General features: G+C 61.4%; 11 protein-coding genes. 6 read left to right on the top strand and 5 right to left on the bottom strand.

Features of this window, described 5'->3' with window-relative positions; all coding sequences use genetic code 11:
- Positions 1–2: 2 nt before the first annotated feature.
- From NKH73_RS11500 to NKH73_RS11490, 3 genes are all read right to left on the bottom strand, one after another.
- A complete protein-coding gene (locus tag NKH73_RS11500) occupies positions 3–1,178 on the bottom strand; it encodes a phosphatase PAP2 family protein (protein WP_352931554.1) in 1,176 nt (391 codons plus the stop codon).
- 551 nt (positions 1,179–1,729) lie between these two features.
- The gene (locus NKH73_RS11495; RefSeq protein WP_352931323.1) at positions 1,730–3,316 is read right to left on the bottom strand and encodes an ABC transporter substrate-binding protein; all 1,587 of its coding nucleotides are present in this window, start codon (positions 3,314–3,316) and stop codon (positions 1,730–1,732) included.
- A 29-nt stretch (positions 3,317–3,345) separates the two neighbouring features.
- Entirely contained in the window at positions 3,346–4,191 is an 846-nt protein-coding gene (locus tag NKH73_RS11490) for an alpha/beta hydrolase (RefSeq protein WP_352931321.1), read from the bottom strand.
- A gap of 342 nt (positions 4,192–4,533) precedes the next feature.
- Here NKH73_RS11490 and NKH73_RS11485 point away from each other — a divergent pair, with 342 nt between their 5' ends.
- Positions 4,534–5,232, top strand: coding sequence for a GntR family transcriptional regulator (locus tag NKH73_RS11485; RefSeq protein ID WP_352931319.1), 699 nt, complete (start codon positions 4,534–4,536; stop codon positions 5,230–5,232).
- Between the two features lie 339 nt (positions 5,233–5,571).
- A complete protein-coding gene (locus tag NKH73_RS11480) occupies positions 5,572–6,927 on the top strand; it encodes a glutamine synthetase family protein (protein WP_352931317.1) in 1,356 nt (451 codons plus the stop codon).
- A gap of 164 nt (positions 6,928–7,091) precedes the next feature.
- Here NKH73_RS11480 and NKH73_RS11475 read toward each other — a convergent pair whose 3' ends face one another.
- Positions 7,092–8,105 carry a LacI family DNA-binding transcriptional regulator gene (locus tag NKH73_RS11475; protein ID WP_352931315.1) on the bottom strand — a complete coding sequence of 338 codons (1,014 nt, stop codon included), beginning with the start codon at positions 8,103–8,105 and terminating at the stop codon, positions 7,092–7,094.
- A 158-nt stretch (positions 8,106–8,263) separates the two neighbouring features.
- Here NKH73_RS11475 and NKH73_RS11470 point away from each other — a divergent pair, with 158 nt between their 5' ends.
- The 4 genes from NKH73_RS11470 to NKH73_RS11455 are packed head-to-tail and all read left to right on the top strand — an operon-like array spanning position 8,264 to position 12,631.
- Positions 8,264–9,205 (top strand): sugar ABC transporter substrate-binding protein, encoded by a 942-nt coding sequence (locus NKH73_RS11470; protein WP_352931313.1) that lies wholly within the window; start codon positions 8,264–8,266, stop codon positions 9,203–9,205.
- A 56-nt stretch (positions 9,206–9,261) separates the two neighbouring features.
- Positions 9,262–10,791, top strand: coding sequence for a sugar ABC transporter ATP-binding protein (locus tag NKH73_RS11465; protein WP_502893901.1), 1,530 nt, complete (start codon positions 9,262–9,264; stop codon positions 10,789–10,791).
- On the top strand, positions 10,788–11,783 hold the full coding sequence (locus NKH73_RS11460; RefSeq protein WP_352931309.1) for an ABC transporter permease: 996 nt from the start codon (positions 10,788–10,790) through the stop codon (positions 11,781–11,783). Before NKH73_RS11465 ends, NKH73_RS11460 begins: the two co-directional genes overlap by 4 nt.
- A gap of 11 nt (positions 11,784–11,794) precedes the next feature.
- Positions 11,795–12,631: an N-acyl homoserine lactonase family protein gene (locus NKH73_RS11455; protein WP_352931307.1), complete on the top strand. Its 837-nt coding sequence runs from the start codon at positions 11,795–11,797 to the stop codon at positions 12,629–12,631.
- Positions 12,632–12,674: 43 nt separating this feature from the next.
- Here the strand turns inward: NKH73_RS11455 and NKH73_RS11450 are convergent, their stop codons facing one another.
- Positions 12,675–13,313: a methyltransferase family protein gene (locus NKH73_RS11450; RefSeq protein WP_352931305.1), complete on the bottom strand. Its 639-nt coding sequence runs from the start codon at positions 13,311–13,313 to the stop codon at positions 12,675–12,677.
- Between the last annotated feature and the right edge of the window lie 88 nt (positions 13,314–13,401).

Below are 13,401 nucleotides of genomic sequence, written 5' to 3'. Positions count from 1 at the left end.
CGTTAGTCTGCTCCGTCCTTTCTCGCCCGCTCGATGAATTTCTCCGCGACCGCTTTGCCGAGTGCGGCACCGGCCTTGTTGTCTATCTCGTAGTGGATGCCGGCCCAGACGCGCGAATCGCCGGCCTCTTTGCCAACCTTGCGGATGAAGTCGGCATGGTCGGGAAACAGGTATGCCAGGACCTCGCATCTGGCGGTCGAGAGCGTGGAGTGGTTCGACGGATAACTGGGATGTGCCGGCACTGCGAACAGGGGAGTGATGCTCGGGTCAAGCATGTTGGGTCGCAGGTACCAATATGCGTACTTCCCGTCGTTGCTCGCAATGTAGGCGTCGTAGTAGACCGTTGCGAGCATCGCGTAAGCCCGAGCGGCGCGCGGTGGGTTCGAATCCGTCTTGTCCTCGAACATCCACTTGCTGGTATAGTCATACCAGTCGGTGAACAGGCCGGATGGGCTTTGCCAGTAGAAGGCTTTGTAGCTGTTAGGGAATTTTCGTTCAAACTGTCGGATTGCATCCATCTCGGCCTTTACGGCCGGGGACTGGCAGTCGGGCGGCGCTGTCGGCCTGAATTCATCGGGTGCGGCCAGCACGATCGGCTTCCATTTTGGCATGGTTGCATTGGCGGGCTTGTTCCCGACCCACATGCACGGCCCGGTCGGAACAGTGCCGGTCCATGCTTCATCGGAGCCATCGGCCTTTGCCCGCGCAATCAACTGCTCTGCGACCCTCCGCCCCAACTCCAGACCGGCGGAAGAATCGCTTGGGAACTGGACACCGGCAAGGACACGCGACTGTGCCGCTTCTTCGGCCATTTCTTTGAACGACGATGTCTCTTCGGGAAAGAAATAAGAAAGAACCGTCGCGGCAGCTCCGGCGGCTGCGGCATGCTCGGATGGATAGGAGGGGCTCCGCGGCGGCGGCAGCGCAGTTGCCAGCGTCGCATCCGCCTCGCTCGGGCGCGGCCGATTGTAGAAGTACTTCGCGTCCCACGTAGCGATGGTGGCGTCGTACATCGCCATTGTCAAATAGGTGTAGACGCGGTGTGCATTTGGAATCTGCTGGTTTTCGAGGAGGCGATTGTTGACCAGATCGATCCATCGGTACCCAGGCGAGCCGGCGTCCCAGAAGGTGATTTTGCCGGCGGCAGCCGGATCCTTTTGCGCCAGGAGATCCCGCATCTGCGCCAATTCGGCTGCTGCGGCGGAGGCGTCAGGCGGCGGCGGGACTCGGAAGTCCTTGCCAGACGTGATTACCCACGTCTTCCACGTTCCAGCCTCTGGTTCTATCAAATCCGATTGGGCGAAAGCGCAGTTCCCTGACAAAAGGACCACTGCGCAAGCCTTGCATAAGGCGCTGAGCATGTTTGCCTCCCATGGTTGGTCCCCGGCCCAAAGACGGACGCTTTTCTGGTTTTACTGCTCCGTCCTAATTTAGCGACCGCTGATTATAGCGCCGGACACCGCCGAGCAAAAGGATCAAATATGCGAATAGGGCAATGTTGTTGGTGACCGGTTTCCTCCTGACTTGAGGCCCGATGGCCGCTGTGACGGCGAAGCTGCCAGTCCGCTTTCGGCCCTAGATTGGGACGGTCGTTTCCGCAGCGCCAAGCGTCGGCTCCTGGCGCACACGCGCCGTCCGAGAGCTGGTGAGTTTAGTCTCCTTCCACCCTGCAAACGAAAGATCGGAGGCAACACGCCTCCGGTCTTTCGAGCGACAGAGAACCGCCAGTCTATTCGCTTTTCCAGACGCCCCATACGCGGGGGTTTGCCGCCGGCCATACCGAATAGCCCTTCACCTTCGGCGATACGGCGTCGACGGATGGCTCGTAATAAAGGCCAAGGATCGGCACATCCTTTGCCATGAGGGCATGGAGCTGCTTGAACAGCGCCTTGCGTTGCCCGGGGTCCGTCGTGGCCATCGACTTCGTGTAGAGGTCGAGGGCCTCCTTGCTGTCCCACTGTGCCGTCGGGTCGGTTGCCTTGTCGCCGAGGATGACGCCATACATCAGCGACGGATCGAGACGCGCCGAATAGCCGAATGACTGGATCTGGAATTTGCCGGCAAGGTAATTGTCGAGTTGTGCAGCCCAATCCAGCACTTCGAGCTGGGCATTGAAGCCGGCGGCCGTCAGCATCGCCTGCAGCAGCACGGCGTTCTCGTACATTCCCTGGTAGCGGGTGTTGGTCTGGATCTTGATCGGTTCGCCCTTGTAGCCGGCTTCGTCCAGCAGTGCCTTGGCCTTGACCGGGTCGTATTGCGGCCATTTGAGGAAATCACCGTCGAAGAACGAGCTCGCCTGGGCGACGGCAGAGGGGTCGCCGGCAGCGACACCATTGGTGCGAGCGGCGGCGATCTGGTTGATGTCGACGGCATGCGCCAGCGCCTGGCGTATCTTGACGTTCGACAGCAGCGGGTCCTTGGTCTGCAGCAGGATCGCCGTCCACGACAGGCCTTGCGTCGACAGCACCGTCATGCCTCGGGACTTGGCTTCCTCGACACGGGACGACTCAAGATCGGGCAGGACGTCGAGCTCGCCGGCAAACAGCGCGGTTTCCGATGCCGCCGTGTCGGGAATGACCATGAAGCGCACCTCGTCGACATAGGCCTCACGGCTGCCGGCAAAACCGCTCGGCGCCTCCTTCACCGGCTTGTAATCGGCAAAGCGTTCGAGCGCGACATACTGGCCCTTGACCCACTCTTTCAGCTTGAAGGGGCCGCTGCCGATGGCGCTGTCGGCGATCCACTTGCCGTCGGCGCCGACATTCCTAGGGCTGGCGACCCAGCCATTGCATTGCACATTGGCGAGCTGCGCCAGAAACAGCGCATTCGGCGCGTTGAGCGTGAAAACCACGGTGCGTGGATCAGGGGTCGCCACCTGCTCTACCTTGAGGCCCTGGCTGCCGTCGAAGAACGGAATGCAGAACCACTGGTTGGCTGCGTCCATGCGGCGGTCCCAGTTCCATTTCACGTCCGCAGAGGTCACGGCGTCGCCATTGTGGAAAGCCGCGCCGTCGCGAAGCATGAAGGTATAGGTCTTGCCGTCGTCCGACACTTTCCAGGATTCGGCAAGCGCCGGGCCGATAGTGAGATCGGCGCGGTAGGCCACCAGCGTCTCGAAGATCTGGTGCAGCACTGTGTCGGTGTTTGCATCGCGATTGAGACCGTCGGTAGCGCGGATGTCGGCGTTGATACGGACCTTGAGCGTGCCGCCGGTTTTCGGCTGCTCCTGCGCTATCGCCGGCAGCGCGCAGGCCATCATGGCGATTGCCGCCAGCGCCCCGACCAATCGCCTTCCCATTCCCGATCTTGTTCCCATTTTTTTCTCCAGTTTTGTTGACTGCAGTTTCAGACGGGCGCGGCATTCAAAGTCCGCGCAAAGAAGTCCTTGACCTTGGCGATGAGCTCACGGTCGTCGTGGGTGATGCCGGGCATGACATCCAGCTGCACCTCGACGCCGTGTCTCTCAAGGCTGCCCTTCAGCGACCTGATCCGGTCGTTGCGGGTTGCGCCGGCAAGATCGGCGCCGGGCATCCACCAGGCATCGTCCGGAGTGATGGTGATCTCCCAGGTTTGGAGATCGTCACCACCGATCACCATCTGCACGGCGACCTTGCGCATGGCGTCGAGGTCGACCTTCTTGCCGAACACTTTCTCGAAGTCGCGCACCCCAACCCAGAAATCATGATCGAAGTCGAGCAGGGTCACGACACCAGGCGCGCCGATCGATGCAGCCAGCAGACGTTCGGGATGGAGGAACAGGAAACGATGGGTGAAATGACCGCCGCCGGAGAAGCCATACATCAGCACCCGGTCGCCGCGGATGCGGTAGCGCTCTCGCATTTCCTCGACCATGTCGAGCATCACGGCATCGTAGTGGAGGTCGCCCTCGCGCAGCATTTTGTAGGAGGAAAGGTCGCCCGGAAAACAGATATTCGCCGGGAAGAGCGGGGCAAGCACGATCACGCCGTTCTGCTCGGCGAAGTCGGCAAAGGCGTCCCGGTAGGCGAGCATGCCGCGTTCGGTGCCATGCACGATCACCGCCAGCGCATAGGTCTTGTCGCCGTCCTCGTCATAATCTTCCGGCACATAGGCACAATAGGGAAAGCGCTGGTCGAAGCGGGAGGCATACACCGTCGTGTGGCCGAAATCGTAATAGGACAGGCGCTTGCCATGTCCGCTGACCTTGCGCATCAAATTTTCCCCAGTCTCAATTTCATTGTTCCATCATTTTGTGCGACTGAAAAGCATTTATTTATCTTGGATGCCGGCAAAGTACGTATTTTACATCGCATAACGCCGGACCTTGCTGGAGCGGACGCGAGCCGGTGTACAGCCGCCGCGCGCCGTCGCCGCATTTGCCGGGCGCAACCGGGAGAGCGACGACGACGCGGCTTGCGGCGTTGCGGTTGAAGCGTCTATCATGTGCTTGAAAAATCGCTGACTTCGGCCTTCATGCCGCGTTCGGCCATCATTTCTAGCGGCAGATGTAGCCAGCTGCGTAGATTTCAGAACGAATGAAGTAGCGCACCGCCAATGGCCGATAAAACGCATTTCGGGTTGACCGCCGTCGACACCGTGCCCCTGCATGAGAAAGTCTATCTGGAACTGGTCAGGGCATTGATGTCGGGCCAGTTTGCGCCCGGCCAGAAACTGACCTCGCGCAAGCTTGCGAAGGAACTCGGCACCAGCGACATGCCGGTGCGCAGCGCCTTCATGCGGCTGCAGGCGCTGCGTGCGCTGAGCCCGATGCCGAACGGCAGCATGGAGGTGCCGGTCATCTCGGCCGAAAGATTCTCGCAGCTGACCGAGGTGCGAACGATCCTCGAAGGTTCCGCGACCGAGCTTGCCGCAAGGCTGATCAATGGCAACAATCTGCGGGCGATCCGTCGTCATTGCACGGAGCTGACCCTGGCAGCCCGCAAGGGCGACATCGACGACTATCTGCGCAAGAACTACAACTTCAAGTTCTCGATCTATCGCCACTGCGGCAATGAGCAGATGATCTTCCTAATCGAGACGGTATGGATGCAGGTCGGTCCGTTTCTCCGGAACCTGACCACCGGTTTCGAGGACAATCTCGCCGCCATTCTCGATATCGATTACCACGAGGAAGCCGTCGCCGCGATCGAAGTGCAGGACGGCCCGCGCGCGCGGGCCGCCATCGTGCGCGACATAAACGACGGCGCGACGCATCTCTTGCAGCACGTCAAGTTTCCGGAAACCCGGAACTGACGACCCGGGAAGCACTGTCGAGAGCAGTCACCAGGCGGCGCAAACCGCCTCGCTAACCGCCACGACCTCCTGATCCATCCGAAACCGTCCATCCATCTCGTTGATCATCATAGACGGCGGTTCAAATGCCGCTTGGCTTTCCCCGACCGTACTACTATATTGCGATCGCAAATCGCGCAATTGGTCTTGAAATGCCTCCCGATATCCCAGCTAGTGAATTGAAAAAATAACGGAAATCCTCTGGTGACCGCCAGAGCTGTTTCCACAAACTCACAAGCTTTCTATAAGAGATATCGTAACCGAGCAGGGCTACGGCACCTTCGGAATCAGGGGTTGAAATTGGGCGATGCAATCACGGACGTTCTGAATTGGCTTGAACGCAGGGACGACATCCACAGCCTGAGGGCTGCGGTGTGCGACCTCAACGGCATCATGCGCGGCAAGCGCATACCCGTCGAGCAGGCACGCAAGGCGCTGGAGGGCAAGCTGCGCATGCCCTATTCGCTGGTTGGGCTCGACATCTGGGGCGAGGATATCGAGAACAACACGCTGGTTTTCGGCAACGGCGACGCCGACGGCCTTTGCCAGTGGACGGGGCGCGGCATCCTGCCGGTGAGCTGGACGGCACATCCGACCGCACTTGTCCCGCTCTGGCTTGCCGACGAGAACGGTGCGCCGTTTCTCGGTGATCCGCGGCGGGCGCTGGCCCGTATCCTCGATCGCTACAAGGCTCTGGGCCTGACCCCGGTCGCTGCTACGGAACTGGAATTCTATCTGGTCGACCCGCAATCGCAGCGGCCGGTCGGACCTGTCTCGCCGATAACCGGGCGTCGTCTCGATTCCGACGCAGCCCTGTCGATCGACGAGATCGACGACTTCGAAGGCTTCATCCACGATGTCTACGACGCCTGCCGCATGCAAGACATTCCCGTCGACACCGCGATCGCCGAGAACGGCGTCGGCCAGTTCGAGATCAACCTGAACCATGTCGCCGACGCCTTGCGCGCCGCCGACGATGCCGTGCTGTTCAAGCGCACAGTCAAGGGCATAGCTCGCAAGCACGGCTTTGCCGCTTGCTTCATGGCCAAGCCCTATGGCGACCGAGCCGGCAACGGCTTTCACGTCCATTTCAGCCTGACCGACGCCGAAGGCCGCAATGTCTTCGATGACGGCACCGACCAGGGTTCGGACGTCATGCGCCATGCCGTCGGCGGTCTGCTCGCCGCCATGGCCGAAAGCACGCTGGTGTTCGCGCCGCACTTCAACTCCTACCGCAGGCTGCGCCCCAGATCCTATGCGCCGACCGCGGTTGCCTGGGGCTACGAGAACCGTATGGTTGCGATCCGCATTCCCGGCGGGCCGTCGAGCGCACGCCGGATAGAACATCGCGTCGCCGGTGCGGACGCCAACCCGTACCTGGTGCTTGCGGCAATACTAGGCGCCGCACTCACCGGCATCGAAAGACAATTGTCGCCTGGCGATCCGGCGGGCAGAGACGGTAAAGGACTTCAACCGGCCAAGCTGCCGCCTGACTGGGCCTCCGCGATCGCCAGCTTCGACAGCGGGCCTCATGTGGCGGAGATATTTCCGGCCACCCTGCGCGACTCCTTCATCGCCTGCAAACGGCAGGAGCTGAATACGTTCGCGCTCAATGTCAGCGACTTCGAGCTCGAGACTTACCTCGAAAGCGTTTGATCGGCAGGGCGCTCCAGCAACCACGGGGTCAGGGGCCTGCCTGACGGCGCCGCACACTTCCAGAAACGCTGTGTCCGAGCGCTTGTGCGATTTTCAGGTCCTCAGGCTCACATCTCGGCGCCTGGTAGAGCGACCGATATCCCGCGGCCGACCGCAGGAATCCGTCAGCCCGCATTCCCGCGCAGCGGCATGCAGCTTTCCCCGACGATCAGAGCCGGCTGAAAAACGATGCTGCGCACTGGCTCCGACACCCTTTCCTCGATGCGATCGACGAGCAGGCGCAGCGCTTCATTGGTCATATCGGCAATGGGGTGCTCCGTCCTCGTCAGTCGCGGCTTCAAGCCGCCGGCGCCGGCAACCGTGTCCGTCGAGGCGATCGAGATGTCTTGCGGACAGCGCAGGCCCAGATCGGCAACGGCTCTCATCACGCCGATCGCCATGACGCCATTGGCGACATAGATCGCCGTCGGGCGATCGGGCGAACCCATCATATCGCGAGCGACCGAATAGGCGGCTTCTTCGCGAAATTCGCCGGACCTGATATGCCCGGGCTGCGGCGCAAGCCCGCGCGCGGCCATCGCATCGATCATGCCGTCCAGCCTGCCCTTGCTGGTCGACAGTTGCATCGGGCCGGTGATCGAGCCGATGCGGCGATGCCCAAGGTCGAGCAGGTAATCGACGGCCTGCCTGCCCGCCTCCCGATTGTCGATGGTCACCGTATCGGCGCTGTTGCCTTCGATTGCTCGCCCCAGAAGAACGGTCGCCATGCCCTCGAACTCATGCGGCTGGTATTGATTTGCCGCGCCCACCGGAACCAGAACCATTCCGTCGCAACCGAGAGTGCGAATACGCGACAGGATGCGCCGTTCCGTGTCGGGCTTTTCATCGCTGTTGAAGAGAACGAGCGAATAGCCCCACGCCGCGACGGCCGCCTCCGCCGACCAGACGATGCGTGCATAAAACGGGTTCGACAAGTCGGCCACCGCAAGGGCGATCAATTGGCTGCGGCTGCGACGCAGGTTACGGGCAGCCAGCGACGGCTCATAGCGCAGCTCGCGAATGGCGGTGACGACGCGAGCCCTCAGCTCAGGGCTGACAAAGGCAGTATCGTTCATCACGGCCGAAACCGTAGCGGTCGACACGCCTGCCTTCCTGGCAACGTCTTTTATAGTGGCCATTTTGCCCTGATAGCTAATCGTTTCGCTGAAGTCTGGTTCAGATTTATGGCTGTGTCCAGCGGATTCATGCTTGCATTGGGCCGCATTTTGCAGGACGTTAGCGAAACGGTTTGCTGACAAGAGGCTCTGGCGGCAGATCAAACGAAGGGAGGAGAACCATGAGAAATCTAGTTTGCATCATCGCCGTTGGAGCGCTCTCGCTGGCAACGGCCGGCGCCGCCGCGCAGGACAAGCCGCTGCTCGGCATCGTGTCCATAAGCGCCACCGAAGCCAACAATGTCCGCTACATCCAGGGCGCCACGAAGGCCGCCGACGAGCTCGGCTGGAAGACCAATGTCGTCGATGCGGCCGGCAGTGCCGACCAGGCGAATGCGGCGATCCAGAATTTCGCACAGCTCAAGGCGCATGCGATCATCGACATGGTGTTCCCCTATTCGTCGATCGGCGCCGGCCTGGCTGCCGCGGGCGACGCTGGAATACCTGTGGTGACCTGGGGCGGCGGGCTTGGCTCGACCGTCGCCGCCACGAACGGCTCGGGCGGACCTATGGCGATACCGGTCGTCGATCTCATGGTCGAAAAAATGGGTGGCAAGGGTTCGATACTGGCCCTCACCTACCGGACCGGCGAAGTCTGCCGGAACCGCGAAGTGGTCATGGACGAGATCGTCGCCAAACACCCTGACATCACCGTCACCAAGAACGAAGTGCGCATTCCCGGCTATTTCGAGGACGGCGCCCAATACGCCAATGCCTGGCTGGCCTCGCATCCGGCCGGCAAGGAAAACCTGGCGATCTGGGGATGCTGGGACGACCCGGCGATCGGCGCCATCGGTTCACTGCGCGCCCAGGGGCGCGACGACGTCCTCGTTTACGGCATCAATGGCAATGCCCAGGCGCTGGAGAACATCAAGAACGGCTTCATGACCGCGACGGCCTGGCAGGACAGCTTCACCGAAGGCTACAACATGGTCAAGATGCTGAAGGACATCAAGGATGCAGGCGGCGCATGGCAAGCCAAGGCAGCCGAGGTTCCGGCGGTGCTGGTGACCAAGGACACCGCCGATGCCTTTCTCAAGGACCACCCGGAAGCCATAAAGTAGGGCTTGGTTTGGAGGCGACGTTGACAAGGGATGCGCCGCAGCCAGGCGGCGCCGAAATGGCGACCCCGTTCCTGGTCGCGCGCGATATCGCAAAGGCCTTCGGCGGCACACAGGCGTTGAAGGGCGTATCGCTCGACATTGCATCAGGTGAAGTCCACGGGCTCGTCGGCGCCAATGGCGCGGGCAAGTCGACCTTCATCCGGATCCTGGCCGGGTTGAACCACCCCGATGCCGGTCGTCTCGAACTCGACGGCCACAGCCAGGAGATTGGCACGCCGCAGCGGGCGACCGAGCTCGGCATGAGCTTCATTCATCAGGAGCTCGCTTTTGTACCGGGCATGACCGTGCTGCAGAACATCATGCTGGGCGTGCCGAAGAAAACGCGCTTTGGGCTGACCGATTGGCGCGCGATCGCGCGCGACGTAGCACCCATCGCCAGGCGCGTCGGCATATCGGCACCGCTCAACGCCGGCGTAAAGGGCCTGTCGACGACTGAGATATGGCTGATCAACATTTGCCGCGCCCTGGTGCGCAAGGCGCGGCTGATTGTCATGGACGAGCCGACGGCATCGCTTGCCGCCAGCGAGGCGGAACGGCTGTTTGCGATCGTGCGCGATCTTTCCGCATCGGGGGTGGCGGTGCTCTACATCTCGCACCGGCTGGACGAGATCCTGAACCTGTGCACGCGCGTGTCGGTCTTTCGCGACGGCCGCTCCGTCGCCGAGTTCGCCGGAGACGCACTCAATCGCCCTGCGCTGGTCGAGGCGATCGTTGGCGGCGCAATTCGGGACGTTCAAAGGACAGCCACCACACGGGCTCGCGGCGATGTGGTGATGGAAGCAAAGAAGCTGACGCGGGCGCCAAAAGTCCGCGGCGTCAGCCTTCAGCTCCACGCCGGCGAAGTGCTGGGCATCGGCGGCCTTGTCGGCGCCGGGCGAACCGAACTCGCCCGGCTGCTTTTCGGGGCGGACCGGCCGGACAGTGGCGAGATGATGCTGGCGAACCGGCCCTATGCGCCCGCCTCCCCTGCAGCGGCCGTCCAGGCCGGGCTCGGGCTGGTCCCAGAAGAACGCCGGGCGGAAGCGCTTTTTCTCTCCAAGAGCATCGCCTTCAATTTGGGCATCGCCAATCTCGACAAGCTGGTGCACGGCCGCTACCTGCCGCTGATGAACCGCCGCGCCCGCACGTCCATGGCCGGCGAGATGATCCGGTCGCTATCGATAAAGGCGCGCAACGCCAGCACGGCCGTTGGCCGTCTCAGTGGCGGCAATCAGCAGAAAGTGGCGATCGGCCGCTGGCTCCAGCGCACGCCGCAAGTGCTGATCCTCGACGAGCCGACGCGAGGTGTCGATATCGGAGCGCGCGCCGAGATCCACCGGCTGATCCGCCAGCAAGCCGAGGCCGGAATGGCGGTTCTGGTGATTTCATCGGAACCGGACGAGCTGCCCGAGCTATGCGACCGCGTTCTGGTGATGGCGGAAGGCCGCATCGTTCGCGAGCTGACCGGTCCGGCGGTGTCGCGAAAGGCGATCGTCGAAGCAAGCTATCTCGAACCGGAAAGCCAGACGGAGGATCACCCCGCATGAGCGATGTTGCGATTAGCGCCCGGCGTCTGTCGCCCGGAGCCAAGGCGGCGCTCGGTATCTTTGCCCGCTACGGAACAATCATCGGGCTTCTGGCGATGATCGTCACATTTTCGATCCTGTCGCCGGGAGCCTTTCCCACCGTGGGCAATTTCACCAATGTGCTGAACCAGGCCTCGCTGGCCATGATCATTGCCGGCGGGCTGACGCTTGCCGTGGTCGTCGGCGAACTCGACCTGTCGATCGGCTTCGCCGCCAGCCTGCACGGCATTCTGATCACCGGCCTTGTCGTCCACGACAAGCTGCCGATCCCGCTTGCGGTGGTCATCGTCATCGCATTGGGCGCGGTGATCGGCCTGGTCAACGGCTTCATCGTCACCAAGGTAAAGGTCAATTCGGTTATCGCGACGCTCGGTGTCGGCACCATCCTGACTGGCCTCGCCTTCGCCTATTCCGCCGGCGTTCCCATTGTGGCCGGCGTGCCGGAGGCATTTCTCCAGCTTTCCCTTGGCCGCTGGCTGTTCGGCATCCCCAACAACATCATCGTCATGATCCTCGTTCTCGGCGGACTTTGGCTCCTGGTCGAGCGGACGCCGCTCGGCCAGGAGATCCAGGCCGTCGGCGGCAATGCCGTGGCAGCCCGCCTTGCCGGGGTGAATGTCGATCGCATCAAGATCCTCGGCTTCGTCATTTCGGGAATGTGCGCCGCTCTCACCGGTATACTGCTTGCCTCGCGGCTCGGCAGCGGCACGGCAAGTGCTGCCGACTCCTACCTGCTCACCGCATTCGCGGCAGTATTCCTTGGCTCGGCAACTTTGCGTGACGGCGAATTCCACGTGCTTGGCACGCTGGTCGGCGCCCTCATCATTGCCTTCGGCTTCAATGGCCTCAACATCTTCGGCGCCCCGACCTTCTCGCAATATGTGCTGCAGGGCGCCATCCTGATCATTGCCGTGGGCATGGCAAGCCTGGGCCGCTCGCTGGCGGAACGCTGAAGGAGAAAGCGATGACAAACGAAACCACGCCTTGGGAGGTCTATGTCATCGAATTCGCCCGATCGCGGCAGCAGCCCTGGGTGGATCTCGTCGCCGGCATGTATGACGATGGCAAGGTCGACCTCCCCTTCTCCTTCGTCCTGCTGCGGCGCGGCGACCGCAACGTGCTGGTCGATACTGGCTTCATCCAGGAATCGAGCGACGCCTTCTCGCTGAGATTTGGCATTCCCTACTGGGTCTCGCCGGTCCGCATGCTGGCCGAGCTTGGCATTGGACCCGGAGGCATCACCGACATTTTTGTCACCCATGCGCATTTCGACCATATGGGATCGATCGCCGAGTTCCCGAATGCAAATCTCCACATCCAGAAAAGCGAGTTGCTCTCCTGGTATGAGGCGATCGCATTGCCGCCGCGCTTCGGTTATCTCACCGCGATCATCGATCCCGATACGCTGCGCGCCGCTCTCGATGCATCGGTCGATCACCGCGTCTCGCTGATCGACGGCGACAAGGACGATGTGCTGCCGGGCGTCCATGTGCGGCTGGGCAGCGGCCACACGATCGGGCAGCAGTTCGTCATCGTCCAGTCCGCGCGCGGCAGACTGGTCATCTCCGGCGATTGTGTCTATTCGAAGCGCCAGCTCACCGGGCACAAGCACGACGGCGTCTACGCGCCGCTGAACAATGCCGTCGGCAGCGTCTGGGAGCAGCTGAAAACCATCGACCGCATCAACACCGAAATCGGCGGCGATCTTGGGCAATTGATCGTGCTGCACGACATAGAACGATGGAAGGGTCTGCCGATCGTCGCAGAGCTCGAAGGATTTCGTATCGTCAGGGCCGGATAGGAAAGCCTGAAAGGCGACTTTCCTGATCTCCGGATTTCTGTCCTCAGGGCAGATGTAAAAACACCGGAAGAATGCCCCTCAGCTGAAGTTCTCCCAACAGCTCGAACAGTGGCATGGCGAGCACAAAGGGCGCTGCGTCGAACAAAGTCCTGATCACGCGCGCCGGCTCGATCTCAAGCCTCTCAGGCGCGTTCCACAGGCGAATCTTGGGAAGAAATCTAGGAACCCTGCGGCAGTATTCGATATAGTCTTGGCCAAAAATCGCGCGAAGCGCTGCCTCTTCACGAGTCACGACCTGTCGAAAAACAACAAACGACAAAACGAAGAAGAGGGTCGCAATAGTTAAACTTCCACTCCCCGCGCCCATCCCGATCGCGCCAACAAAAGAGAACACATAAAGAGGATTTCTGACGATTGAGAACGGGCCATGGGTCACCAGTTCCCGTACCTTGCGTCCTCCAATGTAAAGTGAAGCCCAGCAGCGACCGATTATGGCAAGCAGCACCAGGGAAAAGCCAACATTTTCGATCCATTCTTGAACCGGCCCTTGCCAATCCCATACGGACCGAACGAAAGGCAAAGTGCAGGCAATCAAGAACAATATTGCAAATAGGGCACGTTTTCTGGCCTTTTGCACCCCTAGCAGGTTGGGCGCTTCAGATGGCTTCAAGGTACCCGGCATAGTTTCCCTCTTGTTTCGACGCGATTTCCGTCGGCGAGTAGTTGAAAAATCAGGCGGAATTGCGCGGGTGATGTGGTCTCTTCCCGGC

Source organism: Mesorhizobium sp. M0938 (assembly GCF_040319125.1).
GTDB classification, from domain to species: Bacteria; Pseudomonadota; Alphaproteobacteria; order Rhizobiales; family Rhizobiaceae; genus Mesorhizobium; species Mesorhizobium robiniae.
Note: the sequence above shows the minus strand (reverse complement) of the source record. Positions and strands in the feature narration are given on the sequence as shown.

Bases quoted from the DNA above. Each gene is read 5' to 3' on its own strand.
- NKH73_RS11475 (WP_352931315.1), bottom strand. From the start codon at position 8,105: ATGGCCACTATAAAAGACGTTGCCAGGAAGGCAGGCGTGTCGACCGCT.
- NKH73_RS11470 (WP_352931313.1), top strand. From the start codon at position 8,264: ATGAGAAATCTAGTTTGCATCATCGCCGTTGGAGCGCTCTCGCTGGCA.
- NKH73_RS11495 (WP_352931323.1), bottom strand. From the start codon at position 3,316: ATGGGAACAAGATCGGGAATGGGAAGGCGATTGGTCGGGGCGCTGGCG.
- NKH73_RS11465 (WP_502893901.1), top strand. From the start codon at position 9,262: ATGGCGACCCCGTTCCTGGTCGCGCGCGATATCGCAAAGGCCTTCGGC.
- NKH73_RS11460 (WP_352931309.1), top strand. From the start codon at position 10,788: ATGAGCGATGTTGCGATTAGCGCCCGGCGTCTGTCGCCCGGAGCCAAG.
- NKH73_RS11490 (WP_352931321.1), bottom strand. From the start codon at position 4,191: ATGCGCAAGGTCAGCGGACATGGCAAGCGCCTGTCCTATTACGATTTC.
- NKH73_RS11500 (WP_352931554.1), bottom strand. From the start codon at position 1,178: ATGCGGGATCTCCTGGCGCAAAAGGATCCGGCTGCCGCCGGCAAAATC.
- NKH73_RS11450 (WP_352931305.1), bottom strand. From the start codon at position 13,313: ATGCCGGGTACCTTGAAGCCATCTGAAGCGCCCAACCTGCTAGGGGTG.
- NKH73_RS11485 (WP_352931319.1), top strand. From the start codon at position 4,534: ATGGCCGATAAAACGCATTTCGGGTTGACCGCCGTCGACACCGTGCCC.
- NKH73_RS11455 (WP_352931307.1), top strand. From the start codon at position 11,795: ATGACAAACGAAACCACGCCTTGGGAGGTCTATGTCATCGAATTCGCC.